At 59.7% G+C, this 22,480-nt stretch carries 19 protein-coding genes; 6 read left to right on the top strand and 13 right to left on the bottom strand.

From position 1 onward, the window contains the following. Positions 1-65 precede the first annotated feature (65 nt). Positions 66-1,514 (top strand): membrane-bound lytic murein transglycosylase MltF, encoded by a 1,449-nt coding sequence (gene mltF / locus AR306_RS03810; protein ID WP_101496493.1) that lies wholly within the window; start codon positions 66-68, stop codon positions 1,512-1,514. A gap of 78 nt (positions 1,515-1,592) precedes the next feature. Here the strand turns inward: mltF and tadA are convergent, their stop codons facing one another. The 7 genes from tadA to AR306_RS03775 form a co-directional block, all read right to left on the bottom strand. Beyond that, positions 1,593-2,021 carry a tRNA adenosine(34) deaminase TadA gene (gene tadA / locus AR306_RS03805; RefSeq protein WP_101496492.1) on the bottom strand — a complete coding sequence of 143 codons (429 nt, stop codon included), beginning with the start codon at positions 2,019-2,021 and terminating at the stop codon, positions 1,593-1,595. Between the two features lie 65 nt (positions 2,022-2,086). Then, positions 2,087-5,902 carry a YhdP family protein gene (locus AR306_RS03800; protein WP_101496233.1) on the bottom strand — a complete coding sequence of 1,272 codons (3,816 nt, stop codon included), beginning with the start codon at positions 5,900-5,902 and terminating at the stop codon, positions 2,087-2,089. 9 nt (positions 5,903-5,911) lie between these two features. Further along, positions 5,912-7,369, bottom strand: coding sequence for a ribonuclease G (gene rng / locus AR306_RS03795; protein ID WP_101496232.1), 1,458 nt, complete (start codon positions 7,367-7,369; stop codon positions 5,912-5,914). A 136-nt stretch (positions 7,370-7,505) separates the two neighbouring features. Continuing rightward, complete coding sequence (locus AR306_RS03790) at positions 7,506-8,594, bottom strand: PEGA domain-containing protein (protein ID WP_166627839.1); 1,089 nt, start codon at positions 8,592-8,594, stop codon at positions 7,506-7,508. Positions 8,595-9,264: 670 nt separating this feature from the next. Continuing rightward, positions 9,265-9,750: a rod shape-determining protein MreD gene (gene mreD / locus AR306_RS03785; RefSeq protein ID WP_166627838.1), complete on the bottom strand. Its 486-nt coding sequence runs from the start codon at positions 9,748-9,750 to the stop codon at positions 9,265-9,267. Next, positions 9,747-10,712, bottom strand: coding sequence for a rod shape-determining protein MreC (gene mreC, locus AR306_RS03780; protein ID WP_101496229.1), 966 nt, complete (start codon positions 10,710-10,712; stop codon positions 9,747-9,749). The genes mreD and mreC overlap by 4 nt, the downstream gene beginning before the upstream one ends. 230 nt (positions 10,713-10,942) lie before the next feature. Beyond that, entirely contained in the window at positions 10,943-11,980 is a 1,038-nt protein-coding gene (locus tag AR306_RS03775; RefSeq protein WP_101496228.1) for a rod shape-determining protein, read from the bottom strand. A gap of 308 nt (positions 11,981-12,288) precedes the next feature. Between AR306_RS03775 and gatC the strand changes: the two genes are divergently transcribed. From gatC to gatB, 3 genes are read left to right on the top strand one after another with little or no spacing between them, the layout of a single operon-like run. Further along, on the top strand, positions 12,289-12,576 hold the full coding sequence (gatC, locus tag AR306_RS03765; RefSeq protein ID WP_101496226.1) for an Asp-tRNA(Asn)/Glu-tRNA(Gln) amidotransferase subunit GatC: 288 nt from the start codon (positions 12,289-12,291) through the stop codon (positions 12,574-12,576). An 11-nt stretch (positions 12,577-12,587) separates the two neighbouring features. Then, complete coding sequence (locus tag AR306_RS03760) at positions 12,588-14,036, top strand: amidase (RefSeq protein ID WP_101496225.1); 1,449 nt, start codon at positions 12,588-12,590, stop codon at positions 14,034-14,036. A 12-nt stretch (positions 14,037-14,048) separates the two neighbouring features. Continuing rightward, positions 14,049-15,494 carry an Asp-tRNA(Asn)/Glu-tRNA(Gln) amidotransferase subunit GatB gene (gatB, locus tag AR306_RS03755; protein WP_101496224.1) on the top strand — a complete coding sequence of 482 codons (1,446 nt, stop codon included), beginning with the start codon at positions 14,049-14,051 and terminating at the stop codon, positions 15,492-15,494. Positions 15,495-16,062: 568 nt separating this feature from the next. Here gatB and AR306_RS03750 read toward each other — a convergent pair. Next, positions 16,063-16,926, bottom strand: a complete 864-nt coding sequence (locus AR306_RS03750) for a Dyp-type peroxidase (RefSeq protein WP_101496491.1) — start codon at positions 16,924-16,926, stop codon at positions 16,063-16,065. Between the two features lie 181 nt (positions 16,927-17,107). Between AR306_RS03750 and AR306_RS03745 the strand changes: the two genes are divergently transcribed. Next, the gene (locus AR306_RS03745; RefSeq protein WP_101496223.1) at positions 17,108-17,788 is read left to right on the top strand and encodes an OmpA family protein; all 681 of its coding nucleotides are present in this window, start codon (positions 17,108-17,110) and stop codon (positions 17,786-17,788) included. Between the two features lie 86 nt (positions 17,789-17,874). Here AR306_RS03745 and dcd read toward each other — a convergent pair whose 3' ends face one another. The 5 genes from dcd to purU form a co-directional block, all read right to left on the bottom strand. Beyond that, positions 17,875-18,441, bottom strand: a complete 567-nt coding sequence (gene dcd, locus AR306_RS03740) for a dCTP deaminase (RefSeq protein ID WP_101496222.1) — start codon at positions 18,439-18,441, stop codon at positions 17,875-17,877. Positions 18,442-18,580: 139 nt separating this feature from the next. Beyond that, positions 18,581-18,790: a cold-shock protein gene (locus AR306_RS03735; RefSeq protein ID WP_101496221.1), complete on the bottom strand. Its 210-nt coding sequence runs from the start codon at positions 18,788-18,790 to the stop codon at positions 18,581-18,583. 214 nt (positions 18,791-19,004) lie between these two features. Beyond that, positions 19,005-19,298, bottom strand: a complete 294-nt coding sequence (locus AR306_RS03730; RefSeq protein ID WP_101496220.1) for a YcgL domain-containing protein — start codon at positions 19,296-19,298, stop codon at positions 19,005-19,007. Beyond that, positions 19,298-20,419 carry a ribonuclease D gene (gene rnd, locus AR306_RS03725; protein WP_101496219.1) on the bottom strand — a complete coding sequence of 374 codons (1,122 nt, stop codon included), beginning with the start codon at positions 20,417-20,419 and terminating at the stop codon, positions 19,298-19,300. Before rnd ends, AR306_RS03730 begins: the two co-directional genes overlap by 1 nt. Positions 20,420-20,503: 84 nt before the next feature. Next, positions 20,504-21,355 (bottom strand): formyltetrahydrofolate deformylase, encoded by an 852-nt coding sequence (gene purU, locus AR306_RS03720; protein WP_101496218.1) that lies wholly within the window; start codon positions 21,353-21,355, stop codon positions 20,504-20,506. A gap of 536 nt (positions 21,356-21,891) precedes the next feature. Between purU and AR306_RS03715 the strand changes: the two genes are divergently transcribed. Beyond that, on the top strand, positions 21,892-22,257 hold the full coding sequence (locus AR306_RS03715; protein ID WP_101496217.1) for a histone-like nucleoid-structuring protein, MvaT/MvaU family: 366 nt from the start codon (positions 21,892-21,894) through the stop codon (positions 22,255-22,257). The last annotated feature ends 223 nt before the right edge of the window (positions 22,258-22,480 follow it).

Raw genomic sequence — 22,480 nt, 5'->3', positions numbered from 1 at the left:
GACGCCGATTATTCCGGAACAAGCTGTGTATTGGCCACTGCCAGCCAAGTTTGTATACTGCCGCCATGCCAGCCCCACACTTCACTCATCGTTTCCTGTCATGGCTATTTCCATTACTGCTTGCCCTGTCAGCCTGCCAGGACGAACACACCAGCAAATCCGTTGCGCCTGACGGCCTGGAGCAGGTCCGCGCCAGCGGCGAACTGGTGGTGCTGACCCGAAATACGCCATCAACCTACTTCCAGGACCGCAGCGACGCCTCGGGCTTCGAATATGACCTGGCCGAGGCTTTTGCCCGCCAGCTGGGCGTGACACTACACATTGAAACAGCCGACACCATCGAACAGCTGTTCCGGCGTACCCTGGCTGACAAGCGCCCTTTGCTGGTGGCCGCCGGCCTGACCAGTCATCCGGCACGTACTCCGGCATTGCTGTTCAGCGATAGCTATTTGCAGGTGACACCGCAGGTCATCTATCACACCAGTGCCAAACGCCCACAGCAGGCAGCAGAGCTAGCCGGCAAGCGCATCCTGGTTCTCAAGGACAGTGTCCATGCAGTCTTGCTGGAAGAGCTGAAAAAAGAACACCCGGATCTCGAATTTGCCGTCTCGGATACGGTCGAAAGCGTTGACCTGCTGCGCATGGTTGATGAAGGACAAATCGACATCACGCTGGTCAACTCCAACGAACTGGCCATGCACCAGGTCTATTTCCCGCACATCCAGCTGGCATTCAGCCTGGAGCCGGCCATCGGCCTGCAATGGGCCATTCGCCAGCCCGGCAACCATGCCGATACCAGCCTGCTTGACGCCATCAATGATTTTTTACAGCAAAGCCGTGATCAGGGCCTGATCGACCGGCTGGTCGAACGCTATTACGGCCATCTGGATGTCATGGGTTACGTCGGTGCCAACGCTTTTGCCAAGCACTTGCAACAACGCATGCCAAAATACGAAGCCCTGTTCCGCAAAAATGCCGAAAAATTCGGCCTGGACTGGCAGTTTCTTGCCGCCGTCGGCTACCAGGAGTCACACTGGGACCCGCAAGCACGCTCCAAGACCGGAGTACGCGGACTGATGATGCTGACCCAGCGCACCGCTGAAGAGCTGGGGGTAAAGGACCGGCTCGACCCGGAACAAAGCATCCACGGCGGGGCCAAATACCTGGCTCAGATGCTGGAGCGCCTGCCTGACAGCATCCAGTATCCCGAGCGCTACTGGTTTGCCCTGGCTGCCTACAATATCGGTCTGGGTCACCTGGAAGATGCACGCCGGCTGACCAGCCAGGCCGGGCTGGACCCGGACAGCTGGGTCGACGTACGCTCGATCCTGCCGCGTCTGGCGCAAAAGCAGTGGTACAGCCAGACCCGCTACGGCTTTGCCCGCGGTGGCGAGCCGGTCCACTTCGTCAACAACATCCGCCGTTATTACGACATCCTGTCCTGGTCAACCCGTCCTGCCAGCGAAGATACCATCCTCGGCGGCCTGCACACTCCGGCCATCAAGGGCCAATAAGCGGCCTGACTCCCGGATGTAAAGAGCCGGCGATCGCTCTGGAGCCGGCGCTGAATGCTGGATGCTGCGCCGTGAGCATTACCGTCTGTCCCGGAAAAATGCCCGCAACATCGCCGCCGACTCGTCCGCCAGCAAACCGCCCTCCACCAGTACCCGATGGTTGAGAAAACCCTGCTCGAAGAAACGCCCCTGGCTGGCGGCAACTCCCGCGCGGGGCTCGCTGGCGGCATACACCACCCGGGCAATGCGGGCATGGATCAGCAAACCCGAGCACATGCTGCATGGCTCCAGCGTGACGTACAGGGTGCTACCGGGCAGCCGGTAGTTTTTCACCGCCCGCGCCGCCGCCCGCACCGCCTGCATTTCCGCATGGGCACTGGGATCATGCAGGCCTATCGGCTGATTGAAGCCCCGCCCCAGCACCACACCATCGCGCACCAGCACTGCCCCGACCGGCACCTCGCCCAGCGCCGCGCCTTGTGCGGCCTGCTCCAGCGCTTCCTGCATGAACCCCCGGTCCAGACTGCGATCGATAATGGCCGGTGCATGGCACCCGACACTGTAACCCGGCTTCACTTGTCGTTGCTCCCCTTGGACAGGGTGATTTGCGGGTCCTGCCAGTCCCCGCTGATGGTATAGCGCACTGCCGCCATGCGGGCGAAACGGTCGCCCACCAGCCGGTCGATCACGAACAGCGCCCCGCCCACTGCTGGCGCCCCGACCGCCACTGCGGCCAGTGGCAGGTTGCGACTGATCGGCATGGCTACCTGCATGTCGGCCCTGATGCTGCCGGCGGGAACATCCAGGCTGCCATTGATGGTCAGGTTGCTGGAGATCCCTTCCAGTGTCAGCGCTTCACGGGTGCTGAACACTCCCCGCTCGATATCGATCACGCCATCAATACGGTCATAGGACAGCCCCTTGCCCCACAGGTCGGTGAAATCAAGCCGCAGCCGCCGGCCGATGGCATCAAAGTTGAGCAACCCAAAGACACGCAGTACCTGGGCGCTGCCATCGGCAGCCTTCAGCTGGCCCTTGCGGAACTTGAGTTGCGAAACACCGCTGAGACCCGCCACGGCAAAGTCCTGTGGCGCTCCCGGCCACTCAAGCTCCAGCCCGATGGTGAAACTCTCGCTGCTCATGGAAGGTACATAGCCCCAGTCCTGTAAAACCTGCTCCAGCTGTCCGCCTGTCAGCTGGCCCCTGAAACTGCTGCGCTGCCCGGGCTGGCCGTACCAGTGCAGGCTGCCCTCAAGTTGCAAACCCTTGAGGTTCGCCGTCAGATCATCGAAACGCACGCCGCCGGCATCATCAGGCACGCTGGCAAACGCCAGTGTGCCCAGCACCTCGTCACCCAGTGCCAGCTGGCGAATGCTGGCCTGTATTGCCGGCACATCAGCAGGAGTCAGCCCGCCTGCCTCCTGCAACAGGTTCTCGCCCGCATCCTGCGGCAGTTGCAGCCAGTCAAGATCAACGAGCAGGGCTCCCGAAGCCGGTATCCGCACCGCTCCTCTGGCCTGCTTGCTGGCAAGCGTAGCCAGCCAGCCGGCAGTATCCGGCCGGACATTCAACTGCGCCTGCTCGAGCGGGATACCGAAGCCTTCCAGACGGGCGATATCCAGCCGTATCTCCTGCAGACCGGCATCTTCGCCACCACCCGGTGCCGGGTTGTAACGTTCGACAGCAGCCAGCCAGTCAGGCAAAGGCAGCTGTGTCAGTTGTCCGGCAATCCACAGTCCGTTGCCGGCCGGTAACCGTGCCGGGCTCCCGCCCAGCATCAACTGGCCACGCACGGCCCGCTCACCGGTCTGTGCCACTGCAAACAGGCCGTTCACACGCGAACCGTGCACCAACCGGTAATGCAGCTCGGAGCCGTCCAGGGTCATGTGCCAGCTGGTTGGTACTTTTTCCGTCGCGGTCTTGGCCAATGGTGCCGGCAGGTCGATGGCCACACCCTGCAGGTCGGTGTTGATGGCCAGCTGACTGCCCTGCCCGGCCAGCGACAGGTCAAGCTGATACTCGAAGGCCCCGGCAAAAGGCAGAGGCTGCGCATGGCCCAGCCAGTCCTGCAAACGCTTGACCGGCATGCTGCCACGCGCCCGGATCTGGCTTGACCATTCCCGGCTCGCCGGTTGCGGACGCATGCTGGCCGTAAAGGGCTGTCCGAGAAAGCGGCCCAGCACGCCATTGCTGGTCATGCCTTTCAGGCTGTCGATGACCAGTTCGCCCTGCAACTGCTCCAGTCGCACGTCAAGATCCGGCATGTACAGACTGTTGTTGTCCAGCTGCATATCAAGCAGGACCTGCATCGTCTGACTGTCGGCAAAAGGAATCTCCAGCTGCAAATCGCCGGCCAGCCCGCCCTGTCCCTGCCAGCCGGCCATCACCGGCAGCTGCTGCGCCAGCGGTGTTTGCTGAACGACCTGCAGGGCATCGGCCATCGAGCCATCAAGCCGGGCCTGGATGCCCAGAGTGGAAGCGCCGGCAGCGTGGTAGGCCACCTCGGCATGGGCGTTGCTGATTTCCGTCTGCAGGATTCGCGCCCGTTCGATCTCGATCTCGACACCCTGGTCATGCACGTAGACCTGCGCCCGCCCGTCTTCCAGTACCGGCCAGCCCGGCTGGTAGGCCAGTTCGGCCTTGCTGACATCAAAATACAGGCTGATCGAGCGGGCACCCGGTGGGGCACCTGCCTCCAGTGATCCCTGATACTGGAAATACCCCTGATGCACATCCGCGCCCAGAATTGCATCATGCAACCAGCCCCACAATTGTGGCTGCTCGTCACGCAATACCAGCGGCAGATAACGGGCCTTGTAAGCGGCATTGCCGTCCCGCATGCCGACCCGCAGGTCCATGTAGCTTTCTTCTTCGTCAGCAGCCGGTAACCAGATGTCAAAATCACCGGCCAGGCTGCCCTCGTCACCCTGTACCTGCAGGTACGGACTGGTCAGCCTGAAGTCGAAGTTCTGGGCCAGAGACCAGGTCAGACGGGCCCGCGCCTGATGGTATTGCCAAGGGTCGGCAAACAGTTCGCGCAAGTACAGGCTGAAACCGCTGCTATCCAGATGCAGTTCGCCACCGGCCAAGCTGCCGAACAACCGCCCACTGATGCCGGTCGCGCCTGGCACATGTTTCCACGGGCTGTAATCCAGCCCTTGCAAGTTGGTGTCATACTCCAGCTGTTGCTGCCAGTGCACACCGGGCGTCCAGCGCAGGCGTGTGTTGGTCAGCCGGCCGCGAAAATCCAGTTGAGCAAGGATGTCGTGCGCCAGCCCGGGCATGGGTACATACTGCAGCACTGCCGTCATCAGCGGCTCCAGCTGCAGATGCCCGATGGTAATCTCGGTGGAGGTCTCCAGCAGGGGGCCGGTTCCTTGCTGGCGTGCCTGCAGCGCCAAACTCTGCATGGGCACTTGCGGCGACCAGCGTACATTCAGGTCAGGCAACCATAGCAGGCGTCCGCCGGCATCGGCCGTCATGCTGGCACGTACCCGGCCGAGTTCCAGATCCAGTTCCCGCTCCTGCCAGCGGCCGCGTACCTGTCCGCCGTCCGAGTCCAGCACCAGGGATCTCAGCTGCCCCTGTTCAATACCCAGCCATGCCTGCAAGGACAGCGCGGCACTATCCAGTTCCATGCCGGCCGGCAACAGCTGCTGCCAGGCCGGTGGCAGCCATTGCAGCCAGTTGCTGCCGGGGACACTGAGATAGGCATCAAGGCTACCCTGCTGCCAGTCGGCCACGTCCCCCCGCGCATGCGCCGCCACCTGCAGCTGCTGCCCGTCCGGCAACACCACGCTGGCCTGCAAGTGCCGGCTGCTGCCCTGTTGCTCCAGGGTAATGCCTGCCTGCTGCAACTCGAAAGGTGGCGTATCCGGCAAACGGATGCGCACACGGGCATCCACCAGACTCAAATGCCCGATGCGGCCTGCCCGCCCAAGTAGCTGTGTCCAGTCGGTGGAGGCCCCGTCTGCAGCACCCTGCAGTACCATGCCGTTGAGCAGCCAGGAATCAGCCTGCTGCTGCAGCTCGATATCCAGTCCCTGCAGGCTGATGGCGGCCAGTGTCCAGTCACCATGCCACAGGCTGGACAGCATGTCCGGCCGAAAATGCAGGCGCTCAATGTGTAGTGGTTGCTCGCCATCTCCCAGGCGCACGTCTTCCGCATAGAAGCGTGGGGACACTCCGTGCCAGCCGGCATGCAACCGGCCCAGATGCAACGGCTGGCCAAGCTGCCCGCCCAGCCAGTCCTGCACCTCGATCCGGTAGGCGTTGAGCATTGGTGTCAGAATGCGGCCGGCACTCACATACAGGGTGAGCATCAGCAACAGCAGCAGGCAAACCCACAGGCCACTGCGCCAAAACAACCGGTTAAGCTGCCGTATCATGAGCGGCCCCTACAGCAGGACGATGTCGTACTGCTCCTGGGAGTACAGGCTTTCCACCTGCAGCTTGATCGGCCGCCCGATGAAGGTTTCCAGATCCGCCAGGTTACCGGCTTCCTCGTCAAGCAACCGGTCAACCACGCTCTGGCTGGCCAGTACCAGGTAACCCTCGGCCTGGTAGGCCCGCGCCTCGCGCAGTATTTCACGAAACACCTCATAGCAGACCGTCTCCGCCGTGCGCAATTCACCGCGTCCCTGGCAGGTGCTGCAAGGTTCGCACAGCAGCTGGCTCAGGCTTTCCCGGGTACGCTTGCGCGTCATCTGCACCAGCCCCAGCTCGGTCAGGCCGGTAATGTGGGTTTTGGCATGATCGCGCTCGAGTTGTCGCTCCAGCGTGCGCAAGACCTGCCGGCGATGCTCTTCATCTTCCATGTCGATGAAGTCGATGATGATGATGCCACCCACATTGCGCAGTCGCAGTTGACGGGCAATTGCCATCGCCGCTTCGAGGTTGGTCTTGAAAATGGTTTCTTCCAGATTGCGGTGACCGACAAAAGCGCCGGTGTTGACGTCGATAGTGGTCATGGCTTCGGTCGGATCAATGATCAGGTAACCACCGGACTTGAGCGGTACCTTGCGCTCTAGCGCCCGCTGGATCTCATCCTCAATACCGTGCAGGTCGAACAGCGGCCGTTCGCCGGGATAATGCTCAATCAGCTCACCCACCCCGGGTACCAGCTCGGTGACAAACTGCAGCGCCTTGCCCAGGGTCTCGCGCGAGTCGATGCGGATTTTTTCCGTCTGCTCGCCCACCAGGTCACGCAGGGTGCGCAGAGCCAACGGCAACTCCTCGTAAATCAGGCAGTTGCCGCTGCAATCATTGATCTGTTCCTGCACCTGCTGCCACAAGCGATACAGGTAGCGGATATCGGCACGCATGTCGGCCTCGTTGACTCCCTCCGCTGCCGTGCGAATGATGAAACCGCCAAACTCGGGCAGAGTTTCCGCCTTGAGACAGTCTGCGACCAGCAGCTTGAGACGTTCGCGCTCGGTCTCGTCCTCGATTTTCAGCGAAACACCGATATGGTCACTGGACGGCATGTGTACCAGATAGCGTGAAGGCATGGAAAAATAGGTGGTCAGGCGGGCGCCCTTGCTGCCGATCGGGTCCTTGGTCACCTGCACCACCAGCGCCTGGCCGTCATGCAGCAGGCCGCTGATGCTGTCGATCTGGCGGCCCTCGGGGATCTGCAGTTCGCCCATGTGAATGAAGGCGGCCCGCTCCAGGCCGATATCGACAAAAGCCGCCTGCATGCCGGGCAACACCCGCACCACACGTCCCTTGTAGATATTGCCGACCAGCCCCCTGCTCTGGGTGCGCTCGATATGAACCTCCTGCAGAACACCGTTTTCCACCACAGCCACACGGGTTTCCATGGGGGTGATATTCATCAGGATTTCTTCACTCATGCCATTTTCCTTTGATCAGGCCGGGCGCCACCTGCACTACAGTACGCCATCCCGTACTGTTTCCGCAAAAAAATGCCGCACTCCGGCCGGGTGCGGCATTTTCCATGATTACTGCAGATTTTACAGCTACCAAAGGTTAAAACACAAAATTGATATGGCGGTTCTCGTCCAGTGTCAATGTGCGTTTTTGCGTCAGGCCCTGATAGCGTACCTCAATGTTGTACACACCCGGATCAAGCATCAATGACAAGGGCGTGGAACCATAAGGCTTCTTGTTGACCAGCACCTGGTCACCGTACTTATTGCTGCGCACGATCAGCGAAATCGATTGCGCTTCGCACAGCTCTGCCGAAGCGGCCAGCAATGCACAAGCCATCATCTTGCGTGGCCGCACATGCGCCCGCACATCGACATCGGCAGTTACAGTACCCTGCAGACTCATGCTGGCTTCAGTAAAGTCACGTGTAACCCTGGTGGTATACCAGTCGGAACTCAAACTGACGGGGCCAACAACGTCCTCCAGCTCCTTGCTCAGGACCTGCTGATAATGCTCTTCAATCCAGGTCTGGATGCGTGCTTCCAGCGGATATTCGCTCAGACAGCTGCCCAGGCTTTTGCTGGCCGGACACTTGAAGCTGATCGTCTCGCGAAAGTGCAAATTGCGCTCCAGTTGCTGCGCGACCTTTTGCACCCTGCGCAACGCTTCTTCACGCTGCTGCGAAGCGTATCGTGTCTGCAGGCGCTCAAGATCACGACGTTTTTGCGCCAGTTTCAACTGCCGCTCAGCCAGCTCTTGCTGCGTTACCAACAAAGCATCGGACAGCTGGCCCTCCTCACGGAGCAGTTCATCATATCGCCCGAACATGGCATCCAGACGGGAGCGCGAAGAACTGTTCTGCAGCACTTCATCCAGCTCGGCACGAATATTCTTCTTGCTCTCTTCCATCTGCAGCCGGGCTGACTCGTAACGGCTGGTCTCGACACTCAGCCGGTTATCCAGCTCTTGCTTGTCCCGCTCCATGCCTTCGACTTCCGCGACCAGCGCCGCGACATCCTTCTCGGTAATCTGCCCGCCGGCAACACCATGCCCGCCATCAGCAGAAGCAGTCTGCTGGCTGCCCGGGACCGGGACAGCCTGCCCGGCTGCTGAATCCGCAGCAGAACTTCCGCCTGCCAGACCGAACAGCAACATGCATCCAAACAGCCCCAGCAACACCATCGTCATTTTTGACCGATGCATTCCACTACGAAGGTTCCCTGCTGCTCCACACCGGCCCCATGCCCGTACAAACATAACAAAACCTGTCTATTATCAATCAGTTATATATAAGCGCACAAAACCCTAACACTCAACCTGCAATAGTTGCGCCACTGTATTACGCAATCCCGCCAGCGCCGATTGATGGCACTTCGCCCCCAAGTGTATAACAGTACACTTTTTTGCCCAAGCATATCCGTACCCGAGGCCTCCACAAAAAACTCTGTGACGAAACTACCGCGTGAAAAATGCCCGGCAATCCCTCCGTTTGTTGCAAACAGCCGTTACAACAAACACGTGAAAAGCTTCACGCACTGACAAAACGGAAAATATTCAGGCGGGCAACGCAAAGCGCCCTATTTGACATCCACCCCCGAAGGAAACAGCTTGCGGCAACCGGAATGCCGGCCCGATCCATGCCGTTTTTTATAGGGGGGGTGAACGCTGAGTTCGGACCAGGCCCGCATATTTTTATGCTAGCGGCCTGAACGGCTAGTTCGTGAACTCAAGTTCGGATGACTGCGGTTTCGAGGCAAGGCGCTGTGACAAGCCATAGCGGGGCTATGGCGAGGAGCAGCAACGCAGCATGAGAGCCTCAGACGCCGAAATTGGCTAATGGAATTAGTCGCACAGACCACTAGCGACGCAATAACCGGTGCACGCCATGCATGGCCAGATAGAACCAGGGCCAGAACAGGCCACTGATCAGGGCAGGCACCATGTATTGCGCAAACTGCTTGGGCGAACCGGTCAGCACATCCAGCCAGAAAGCCATCAGCTGGCCTGCCATGAACACCAGGGTCAGAATAAGCGCCTGCTGCCAGACAGGAAAAATACGCAGTCGCTGTTGCAGCCGGTGAATGGCAAAGGCAACCACAACCAGGAACAGGGCATGCAAGCCCAGCAGGCTACCGTACAGAATGTCCTGCATCAGGCCCGCCAGCCACGCCAGCAGCAGCCTGAAGCCGCCTGGCGACTCCAGCGCCCAGTAGGCAACCACCAATGCCAGCCACAGCGGACGCCAGTCCCGCATGGCTTCCGGCATGGGTGCCACCTCCAGGATAAGGGCAAGCAGCAGGCTGGTCAGGAACAACAGAGCGCTGACGATGGAAAAATGCCTCACGTATTCTCTCCCGCCGGTCTGGTCTGTTCCGGAGCCTGCGGCAGTGATTCATGTGGAACCAGTTCCGGATCCGGCGCCTCCTCACCCATATCTTCCGGCAAGGTCATGTCCATCTCGAGGTCATGCTCAAACTCCGGTTCCCGGCCTTCGGCAAAAACCAGCAAAAAATGACGGCTGCGGTCCAGCGCCGCCGCTGGAGTCGCCTGCACCACTGCAAAAGGCTGTCCGGTACCACGCTGCACATTCGTCACCACGCCGACCGGGTAGCCGGCTGGAAATCGCTGTGCCATGCCGGAAGTCACCAGCAGATCACCTTCCTTGATGTCGGCATTATCGGCCACATGGCGCAACTCGAAAATGCCCGGATGTCCGGTACCGCTGGCAATCGCACGCAAGCCGTTACGTGTCACCTGCACCGGCAGGCTATGGGTACTGTCGGTCATCAGCAACACACGTGCACTGTAGGGCATCACTTCGACTACCTGCCCCATCACACCACGCGCATCGAGCACCGGCTGCCCCTGATAGACGCCACGAGTACTGCCCTTGTTGATCAGCAACTTGTGTGTTTGCGGGTTCGGGTCCACTCCGAGCAGCTCGGCCACAACCACCTGCTCTTCCAGCAGCGCTGACGAGTTAAGCAACTCGCGCAGGCGGACGTTCTGCTCAGTCAGGGCCGCCAGTTTTTGCAGGCGCCGCTGCATGAGCAGGATATCGGCACGCAGCTTTTCATTTTCTGCCAGGATATCGGTGCGGCTGGCTATCATCTGCGACAGGCGGTCCAGGCTGCGACCGGGCAGGTCACCCACCCAGTACAGCGGCGTCAAGACGAGGCCCGCACTGCTGCGCAGCGGCTTCAGCCACTGGCTCTGTGCATCAACCGTCATCAGCAGCACCGACAACAGGGCGAAAAAAATGACGCGGACGGTTAACGATGTGCCTTTGGAAAATATCGGTTTGATGGGTTACACCTTGGGGTGAAAATACTGTGTCTGCAGCGCCCGGGAACGACCCCGGAGCAGGCTGCAGCGGTGTCCGGCATCATGACGGAAGCTTGCAGCTGTACCGGACACAACAACCGTCCCGACGGCCCGAGCCTGCCAACATGTCCAGCCACGGCTCACCGGTTCGCACACACAGCATGCCGGCACCGATGCCGAACAGGCCGGCAAACTGCCGGCTCCCGCATGAATCAGTCAGCCGACAACAGGTCCATGGCATGTTGTTCCATCATCGCCAGCGCACGACCGCCGCCAATGGCCACACAGGTTTTCGGGTCTTCGGCAACGATCACCGGCAGGCCGGTCTCCTGGGCCAGCAGCTTGTCCATGTCGCGCAACAGGGCTCCGCCACCGGTCAGCACCAGGCCACGTTCGGCAATGTCCGATGCCAGCTCGGGGGGTGACTGCTCCAGCGCGCTCTTGACCGCCTGGACAATCTGGCTCAGGGACTCTTGCAGCGCCTCCAGCACTTCGCTGGAGTTCAGCGTGAAGCTGCGCGGCACGCCTTCGGCAAGGTTGCGCCCGCGCACGTCAAATTCGAGCTGCTCGCCACCCGGGAAGGCTGTACCGATATGCTGCTTGATCTGCTCGGCAGTCGACTCGCCGATCAGACTACCGTAGTTGCGGCGCACATAGGTGATGATCGCCTCGTCAAAACGGTCCCCGCCGACACGGACGGATTCGGAATAGACCACGCCGTTGAGGGAGATCAGGGCGATTTCGGTGGTACCGCCACCGATATCAACCACCATCGAGCCACGTGCCTCCTCGACCGGCAGGCCGGCACCGATGGCTGCCGCCATCGGCTCCTCGATCAGGTATACCTCGCGCGCGCCAGCGCCCAGCGCCGACTCGCGGATGGCCCGGCGTTCGACCTGGGTCGACTTGCAGGGCACGCAGATCAACACCCGGGGGCTGGGCTGGATGAAACTGTTTTCATGCACTTTATTGATGAAATACTGCAGCATCTTCTCGCAGACACTGAAATCGGCAATCACGCCGTCTTTCATCGGGCGAATGGCCTGGATGTTGCCGGGAGTACGGCCCAGCATGCGCTTGGCGTCGGTACCGACCGCGACCACGCTTTTCTGGTTGCCCTTGGTGCGGATTGCGACAACAGATGGCTCATCCAGCACAACACCTTTGTCTCGTACACAAATCAGGGTATTGGCGGTTCCGAGGTCAATGGAGAGGTCGCTGGAAAAAATGCCACGAATTTTCTTGAACATGGGTAAAAAACCTAAACGGTGCGCTATTGACAAACGCTGCAAAAAACAATGGGAAACTCTAACAATCATCAGGCTTTTGGGCAAGCGCCGCACTGTGATAGATTGTATCTCTTTTGTAAAAGAACGCATTGCTGACCGACGAGCGGACAACAACCAACATGGACAGCGTATTGTCCGATTCATTCACTTCAAGGTTCCAGCAGGTCATGCGACACAGTGCCGGTGCCATATCCGGCACCGCAACATCACGCAGCAACGGACCTCTTCATGAGCGCAATGCCCCTTGAACCACCACGGAGACCCGACAGATGGCGTTTACATCTACCGACGTGCAAACCCTCGCGCGACTGACCCAGATCCGGCTAGACAATGACGGCCCCGACAGGCTGGCCAGCAATCTGGACCAGCTGACCGCCCTGACAGAATGCATCAGTGGCGTAGCCACCAACGGAATCGAGCCCCTGGTCAGCCCATTGGACATGACCCAGCGCCTGCGTGCCGACGTAGTCAGCGAGCCCAACCAGCGCGAACTGTACCAGAGCCTGGCTCCCGCCACCGAAAACGGTCTCTACCTCGTTCCCAAAGTGCTCGACTAAGGATTTCCACCATGCATCAGCAAACACTGGCCCAACAGGCACGGGCACTGGCCAAGGGCGACTACAGCGCCCGCGAGCTGGCCACCCACTATATCCAGCGCATCGAACAGCTGGACCCGCAGCTCAACAGTTTCATCACGCTGACTGCCGAACAGACACTGGCACAAGCCGATGCGGCAGACAGCGCCCGCGCCAATGGCAGCGCCAGCGCCCTGGCCGGCCTGCCGCTGGCCCACCAGGACACCTTCTGCAGCAAGGGCGTGCGTACCAGTTGCGGTTCGAAAATGCTCGACAATTTTGTCGCTCCCTACAGCGCGCACCTGCTTGAGCAACTGGCCGCAGCTGGCGCCGTCAGCCTGGGCAAAACCAACATGGACGAATTCGGCATGGCCGCCAGTGGTACCTCCAGCTTCTACGGTGCCACCCTCAATCCGCGGGATGCGCAGCGCATCAGTGGCGGCGCGGCCTGCGGCAGCGCGGTTGCAGTTGCCGCAGGCCTGGCTTCTGCCGCCAGCGGCTGCGACAGCTTTGGCGACATCCGCCTGCCGGCAGCCCACCATGGCCTGACCGGACTGAAACCGACCTATGGCCGCATCTCCCGGCTAGGCATGACCGCCAATGCTTCCAGTTTCGACCAGGCCGGTTTCATCACCCGCAGCGCAGAAGATGCCGCCCTGTTGCTACAGGCCGGTGCCGGTTTCGACCCGCGCGACTCAACCAGCGCCAGCGAGCCGGTGAGCGACTACAGCACCACTCTGGGCCAACCGCTCAACGGCCTGCGCATCGGCATTGCCCGCAACCTGTTCGACGAAGCACTGGACGGCCGCATTGCCGCACAGGTGCTGGCCAGCGCCGAACAGCTGCAACAGCTGGGCGCAACCCTGATCGATATCGAACTGGCCCATGCAGACCAGGCCGTGGCCTGTGCCACCATTATCGGCAGTGGCGAAGCCTCCACCAACATGTCGCGCTTCGATGGTGTCCGCTTTGGCCACCGCTGCGACAACCCCGCCAGCCTGGACGATCTCTACCAGCGTAGCCGCAGCGAAGGCTTTGGCCCGTCGGTACAGCTGCAAGTCATGCTCGGCGCATATTACCTGTCGGTCGGCCAGTACGAGCGCTACTACGTGCAGGCACAAAAAGTCCGTCGCCTGATCAAGCAGGCTTTTGTCGCCGCCTTTGATACGGTCGACCTGATCCTGGCCCCGGTCACCGCCGCCCTGCCACGCCTGCTCAGCGAAGCGGCCGATGTTGCCGCCGAACGTGACAGCCAGCGCTATACCGCCCTGGCCAACCTGGCCGGCCTGCCGGCCCTGTCCATGCCCTGTGGCCTGGTTGATGGCCTGCCCGTCGGCAGTCAGCTGCTGGCCCCCTGGTTCCAGGAAGCCCGTCTGCTCAATGCCGCCCACCAGTACCAACTCGCGACCGACTGGCATACCGGCCGCCCCAGCGGATACTAAGGAGATCCCGACATGCAATGGGAAACTGTAATCGGACTCGAAATCCACGCCCAACTGGCCACCAAAACCAAGATCTTCTCCGGCAGCAGCACCGAATTCGGTGCGGCTCCCAACAGCCAGGCCAGCGCCGGTGATCTGGCGATGCCCGGCACCCTGCCGGTACTCAATGAAGAAGCCGTACGCATGGCCTGCCTGTTCGGCCTGGCGGTAGATGCCGAAATCGGCGAAATCAGCCGCTTCGACCGCAAGAACTACTTCTATCCCGACCTGCCCAGCGGCTACCAGACCAGCCAGCTGGACCTGCCCATCGTCGGCAAGGGCCACATGGACATCACCCTGGAAGACGGCAGCACCAAGCGCATCGGCATCACCCGCGCCCACCTGGAAGAGGACGCCGGCAAGAGCCTGCACGAAGACTTCAGCGGCATGAGCGGTATCGACCTCAACCGGGCCGGCACCACCTTGCTGGAAATCGTCTCCGAGCCGGAAATCAGCAACGCCAAGGAGGCTGTAGCCTACGCCCGCGCCATCCACAGCCTGGTGCAGTATCTGGGCGTGTGCGACGGCAACATGGCCGAAGGCTCGTTCCGCTGCGACTGTAACGTGTCGGTGCGCCCGGTCGGACAGAAAGAGTTCGGTACCCGTACCGAGATCAAGAACGTCAACTCGTTCCGCTTCATCGAGCGTGCCATCAACACCGAGATCCGCCGCCAGATCGAACTGATCGAGGACGGTGGCAAGGTGGTGCAGCAGACCCGCCTGTACGATCCGGCCAAGGACGAGACACGCGCCATGCGCAGCAAGGAAGAGGCCACCGACTACCGTTACTTCCCCTGCCCCAACCTGCTGCCGGTGGTGATCGAACCCGGCTATCTGGAACAGCTGCGCACAACGCTGCCGGAACTGCCGGCACAGAAACGCGAACGCTTTCAGAGCCAGTTCAGCCTGTCCGCCTATGACGCCAGCGTGCTGACCGCCAGCCGCGCCATGGCCGACTACTTCGAGCAGGTGGAGAAAATCTGCGGTGATGCCAAGCTCGCAGCCAACTGGGCCATGGGTGAGCTGTCCAGCCTGCTCAACAAGGACAACCTGGAAATCGGGCAGTCCCCGGTCAGCGCGCAACAGCTGGGCGAGCTGCTGGTACGCATCAAGGACAACACCATCAGCGGCAACATCGCCAAGGCGGTATTTGAGGCCATCGCCAATGGCGAGGGCAGTGCCGATGCAATCATCGAAAAACGCGGCCTGAAGCAGGTCACCGACAGCGGTGCCATCGAGGCCATTCTCGACGAGATGCTGGCGGCCAACGCTACCGAGGTTGAGGAATACCGCAACGCCGATGATAACCGCCGCAAGAAGATGTTCGGCTTCTTTGTCGGTCAGGCGATGAAAGCCTCCAGAGGCAAGGCCAACCCGCAACAGGTTAACGAGCTGCTGCTCAAGAAGCTGGAAGGTTAGTTTTTTGCACTGCGGTGTGATGCCGTTCGGGCAAGGCACTACGTTCGGCTGACGGCCGCCCTTCTGTTAAAAGCAGAAGGACAGGCTGATGCCGAACTCCGGCCTTACCCGGACGGCATGACTCTTTGCTAGGTTGGAGGGAATTGGCCCGACTGCGCCGGGCTTTTTGTGCGAACACAACCCGTAGGTGCGAACTTATTCGAACATTGCCCAGCAAGCTCAGCCTTGCGGCTGGAAGCACAGAGTCTCGTTGGCACCCGTTGTGCGAATAAATTCGCACCTACAGAGAGTTCGTGTAAAAAGATCTGTGCGAAGGGACTTGCCCCCGAGAAAGCGCATACTTTCTGCCTCTCGGGGGCAAGCTCCCTCCCACAAAATTCATGATCACACCACGCGACAGCAGGCCGGCGTAGCCGGCCCACTCCCCCACAAACGCATGGGTGAATCTGCAGATTGGTAGAGGCCGTAGCAAAGCATCAGCAACAGGGGCGAAGCTTGCTTCGACACTGGCAGCGTCCGCTTTGCGGAGTGCTCTGGCAAGCTGCCTCACCCAAGGTAAAAACAACTATCACTGGAAATGAATTTTCAGCTTGCCATTCACCACCGGCGGGCACCAGTAATAGCCACCGGTAACCGGCCGGCTGAAACGGAACAGGCCATCGACAATCTCGTCGTCCAGGCCGATCATGCGGCGCAGCTGCACTTCGAACTGATCCAGCGACTCACCAAACGCCAGAAATACCAACCCGGCCACATCACCATCGATGTAGGGCATGGAACGACGCACGACAAAGGCTTCCGGCTCAAAATCTTCCATGGCGGTACGCTTGACATGGGCAAACTCGGGAGCGTCTTCGATTTCCTCGTTGTCACTCAACCGGCGCCCAATGATATGGTCCTGGTCCTGCTGCGGCAGCGACTTGAAATAACCCAGGTCATGCTCCCAGTGCTGGATGGCCGCATAGCTGCCGCCCTCTGCGCCCGTGGCAGTAACCACCGCCACCGCTTCGTCATCAACCGGGTTTTCGGTACCGTCCTCATAGCCGGACAAGTCATGGCCGGACAGGTAACGGAATGCATCAGTGACCTGCACCGGCTTGAACGCCGGCGCCAGCGCCTTGTCCAGCTCCATGGTACGGAACAGCAATTCGCCGCGATCATCGCCACGCAGCCACAGCCACAGCGCCTGCTGGGTGGACGGGATATTGATGCCCTGGTGGCTCAACGCCGGAAACATCCGCAGTGACGCCGGCGATTTGCCCAGTGCCTGCATCACGCCAATGCCCAGCCCGGCCACGACCGCCTCACCGTCAGCCAGTTCCGCCAGGGCAGCCAGCGCCCTTGGCAGGTCGGCCACATCGGCCAACGTATAAAATACATGCCGTGCCACTGCAGGCACCGGTTCAATCAAAATACCCTGTTGACACTTCATGTCGGAATCTCGCTTGCTGAAAACTTCACGCAGCACTATAAAGCAAGCCGGAAATGATTGCAGCCTTGCCCCCTGCTACAGATTTACCCGATATTTACCCGCCCCCGGCTGCCCAAACCGGTAACAACAGGTATCTTGTATACCCGTGACCCATTTTCATTACCCGTAAAGGAAAATACCCATGACCTTACTGAACTGCAAACACAGCCTGATCGCCCTCGCTAGCGCCGCCCTTCTGGCCGGCTGCGCCAGCAACAACCCTTATGAAAACGAGCGCAACGTCAACCGTACCGCAGTCTACGGTGGTATCGGTGCGGCTGCCGGCGCCATTACCGGCGCTGCGGTATCCAGTAAAAAAGACCGCACCAAGGGCGCACTGATCGGTGCTGCCGTCGCCGGCGCTGCCGGTGCCGGCTATGGTTATTACGTTGACCGCCAGGAAGCCGAGCTGCGCCGCGCGATGCAGGGCACCGGTGTCGAAGTGCAACGCGATGGCGACAATTTGACGCTGGTCATGCCTGGCAACGTGACCTTTGCTACCGACTCGGCCACCATTTCCGGCAGCTTTTACGGTGCCCTCAACAACCTGGCCCAGTCATTCCGTGAATACAACCAGAACACCATTGATATCGTCGGCCATACCGACAGCACCGGCGCCTACCAGTACAACATGGACCTGTCCCGGCGTCGTGCGCAGAGCGTGGCCAGCTATCTGCAAGGACAGGGCGTGGACTATTCGCGCATGAGCGTACGCGGCATGGGCCCGGACCAGCCGGTTGCCAGCAACGCCGACAGCTATGGCCGCCAGCAAAACCGCCGTGTCGAGATCAACCTGCGGCCGATGCCGGGCGCCTACCAGTAACGGCCCCGGCCGCACACAACAAAAACAAAAAGGCTGCCCCCGGCAGCCTTTTCGTTCATTCACACATTGACCGGACAAGCCCGGGCTCAAGTACGTGGCAAGGTCACACCCTGCTGGCCCTGGTATTTTCCGCCACGGTCCTTGTAGGACACCTCGCAGTCTTCGTCCGACTCGAAGAACAGCATCTGCGCCACGCCCTCGTTGGCATAAATCTTGGCCGGCAGCGTGGTGGTGTTGGAAAATTCGAGGGTCACATGCCCTTCCCACTCGGGTTCCAGCGGGGTGACATTGACGATGATGCCGCAACGGGCATAGGTGCTCTTGCCCAGGCAGACCGTCAGCACATTGCGCGGAATACGGAAGTACTCAACAGTACGAGCCAGCGCGAAGGAGTTGGGCGGAATGATGCAGTACTCACCCTTGACGTCGACGAAGCTTTTCTCGTCGAAGTTCTTCGGATCAACGGTCACCGAGTGCAGGTTGGTAAACACCTTAAATTCGTCGGCACAGCGTACATCATAACCGTAACTGGATACGCCATATGAAATCAGCCGCTCGTCGCCGTCAGTACGCACCTGCCGCTCGACAAAGGGCTCGATCATGCCGTGCTCGGTTGCCATACGCCTGATCCAGCGGTCCGCCTTGATACTCATGAATCACCTCGACTGATGCCCAATTAAGATCGGCACATCTTACCCGAGCCGCTCCAGTGCTGAAAGCACTACAGTACCGGGTACGAATGCCGGCCATAAAAAAACCCGCCGGAGCGGGTTTTTTGCAATGCTTTCAAGTTCAGATCAGTTGAACTTCTTCAGCTTGCATGCCTTTCTGGCCACGAGTGGCAACGAAAGAGACCTTCTGGCCTTCTTTCAGGCTCTTGAAGCCTTCAGCCTGGATGGCACGGAAGTGCACAAACAGGTCTTCGCCGGACTCTGGAGTAATGAAGCCAAAGCCTTTTTCATCGTTGAACCACTTGACGGTGCCGTTTTGACGGTTAGACATTGCTGTCTCCTTATCTTGAGTAAATAAATGCGGACCACTTGTCCGCGTATACTGAGTGCAAGGAGTAACAGGAGTCGCAATGTTTAAACATCGAATGATCCACGGTGACGCATGCAGCAACAGTGGCGAGTACTTTACCTGATTTTTTGCAGAGTGCCAGTGTTATTTTCAACAAACTCCGCAAATTCTGCCAACAGCTTCACATTCACCAGCGTCAAGCCGGATCATTCCGGGTCAGCAACTCTTCCGGCCAGTGCTCGACATAGTCGTCTTCCTGTGGCGGCATCTGCAAGTGAAACCCTTGATTTTCAAGGTTGTCCAACACCTTGTGGATATCCTCGCTGGCCAGCTTGCGCTCGGGGCTCAGTACCAGGTCAAAGCTGTGGCGGGGCGTACCAAACAGCTTCAACAACTCTGCCGGCACCCGCGCCAGCGCATCAGCCTTGAGCACATACAGGTACATGCCCGGCTTGCGCGGGCTCTGATAAATCGAACAGATCTTCTTCATTACACTTCTCCATCCAGTGCCTGCTGCAACAACGGCCCCAGATGCTCAAGGCGCCAGCCCTGCAACGCATCGGGCAGGTGGTAGGGGCCGGCCGGCCAGCCGGTAGCCAATGCATCCACCAGGATTCTTTTCTTCAGGGCCAGCTCGGGTGCCATCTGCTGTTCGGCGGCAAACCTCTCACCCACTTTTTTCAAACGCTTGAGCGTCGCTCCCGCCTCCAGTGGCAAGGGCTCCGGCAGCACCTGCGGCAGGGCACTGTCGCTCAGCCCGCGCGCCTCCTCAAGCATCGCCAGCAAAGCCCTGGAATGATGACGCAACAACCCCGGTGACAGGCCCTCGACTGCGGCCAGCCCGCTATTGTCGGCAGGCATTTTTTGCGCCAGCGCCAGCAGGGCCTGCTCTTTCAGCACCCAGTTGCGCGGGATATCGCGAGCCTGTGCCTGCTTCTCACGCCAGGCACACAGCAGCCGCAGCGCGGCAGCCTGCTGCGCAGTCAGGGTCCAGGCGAGCTTGACGTTTTTCCACAGCTCTTCCGGGGCCACGGCATGCTGCTGTGCCGCCACCAGCGCTGCGCCGTCTTCCAGCAACCAGGCCCGCTTCTGCGCCGTCAGCAAGGCATCAAGCAAGGGATACAGCCGGGCCAGATAGCTGACATCCTGCACCGCATACAGTTGTTGTTCGGCGCTGAGCGGACGCTGCAGCCAGTCGGAGCGAGTTGCCCCCTTGGGCAATTCGACCGCCAGAAAATGCTGCACCAGACGCGCATAGCCCCAGGAAAATCCCAGATTGGCATAGCCGGCAGCCAGCTGGGTATCGTACAACGGTTGCGGCAAGGCACCCGTGAGACGCTGGAAGACTTCCAGGTCTTCGCCGCAGGCGTGTACCACCTTGGCCACTTGCGGGTTTTCCAGCAAGCACGCGAAGTCGCTCCAGTCATCAATCTGTAGCGGGTCAAGCAAATAATTGCCCGTCAAGGTTGCCAGCTGGATCAGCCCCGTCTGCGGATAGTAGGTATCAACCCGGACAAACTCCGTGTCCAGCACGACAAACGGCTCCGCCTGCCACTGCAGGCACAGCTCCTGCAGCTGCCGGTTACCGGTTACCCAGTGAAAATCTTGCATGAAAACGCCTTGTAGCCAAAAGTGGTTGACCGTAAAACTGCCGTGGATACCGGTTTGCCCCGTTTCCGGAGCAAACCCGCTCAATCAGTCAAAAATGACGGTCTTGTTGTCATGAATGATCACCCGGTCTTCCAGGTGATAGCGCAGTCCCCGCGCCAGCGCCATTTTTTCCACATCCTTGCCCAGCCGCACCATGTCTTCAGTGGTGTTGCGGTGACTGACCCGCATCACGTCCTGTTCGATGATGGGGCCGGCATCCAGGTCCTGGGTCACATAGTGACAGGTGGCACCGATCAGCTTGACTCCGCGCAGCGCTGCCTGGTGATAAGGCTTGGCGCCGACGAAAGACGGCAAAAAGCTGTGATGGATATTGATCACCCGCCCCGCGTATTTTTCACACAGGTCGGGAGGCAGGATCTGCATGTAACGGGCCAGCACCACGCAGTCGGCCTCATGCTCGTCAATCAGCCGGCTGACTTCCTCGAAGGCCGGCTGCTTGTTTTTCGGATCGACCGGCACATGGAAAAACGGGATGCCATGCCACTCGACCATGCTGCGCAAATCATCATGGTTGGCGATCACGCAGGGAATGTCGCAATCAAGCTCCTTGCGGTGCCAGCGGTGCAACAGGTCGGCCAGGCAATGGGATTCCCGACTGGCCATCAGCACCACCCGCTTTTTGACCGCAGAGTCACTGACTTGCCAGATCATGGAGAATTCCCTGGCGATCGGGGCAAACGCCTGACGGAAGCCCTCAAGGTCAAACGGCAACGAGTCGGCACGAATCTCGTGACGCATGAAGAACCAGCCGCTGTGCTCATCCGAGTGCTGGCTGGCCTGATGAATCCAGCCGTTGTAGGTGACCAGGAAGTTGCTCACCTTGGCAACGATGCCCACCCGGTCCGGACAGGCAATCGTTAAACGAAAAGTCCGCATCTGTTACTCCGCAAACCGTAAAAGGCAATATTCTACCGCCTGTCAGACGGCAAGTCATTGGCCAGCTTGCGACACTCGCGCAACTCCGGTCCCGCGCCCCTGCCCGGCCGCCCCTGCCAACCAGTTTTTTTCAAATCTGGCCAATTAGCCGACAAACAACCGGCAAGCGGATTAACTGCAGATTAAAAACCGCAATCATTAGTTACAAACAACCAAATAAATCCCCATGCTCTAATAAATATTTTTACAATGACAATGCATCAACTGTTTACATGATCAAGAGACATAAACTAGAATGGCGGCGAAATACCGGAAACCTTGATACAGGTTGATCGCTGCATACCGTCGGACATCCTGTTTCAACTTGATCAAACCCCGGACCAGCAGTTTCAATCTGCCGGCCAGACGGACACAACTGCCCATCAAACATGGGTGTCATGTCCGGCCTGATTATCCGAATGCTCTCCGGGCCCGGTCAGCACTGGCATTCACGCCATGCTTAACCCATACACTTGTACATTATCAGGAAGTTCAACATGCCTACCAAAATCAATCGTTTTCACAGCACCAAAAAGGCCATTCAGGAACTGCAACAGCAGCTGGAAGCCCTGTCAAACGATCCAGAGCTGAAAAAAGAAATGGAGTTCGAAACCAAGCTGCGCACCCTGATGTCCGACTACAACAAGTCCCTGCGCGACATCAATGCCATCCTTGACCCGCAGCAAGCCGCAGCCCCGGCGCCACGCGCGGCTGCCGGTCGTCGCGAGCGCCGCACCAAACGCTACACCAACCCGCACACCGGTGCCGTGATTGAAACCAAAGGCGGCAACCACAAAGAACTGAAAGAGTGGAAGCAAAAGTGGGGCAATGACACTGTTGAAAGCTGGTCCGTTACCCTGTAATCGGCCCGCGCCAATAAAAAGCCGGGATATCCAGACGGATATCCCGGCTTTTTAATTCATGGCCGGCCATAAACACCAGATGTACCACTACCTGTTCAGCCTATAATGCCCGGGCGACCACCCCTTTCTGCCCAGTACTGCACAAGCACAGCCGGCCCTCCATATCCGCGCAGTTATTTGAAGCTCCTTTAAAGGGCGTGCATGCCTGACTCTGTGCTCGACC

It is taken from the genome of Thiopseudomonas denitrificans (assembly GCF_002866065.1).
GTDB lineage: Bacteria > Pseudomonadota > Gammaproteobacteria > Pseudomonadales > Pseudomonadaceae > Thiopseudomonas > Thiopseudomonas denitrificans.
The sequence above is the reverse complement of the archived record's forward strand: the minus strand, read 5'-3'. Positions and strand labels throughout refer to the sequence as shown.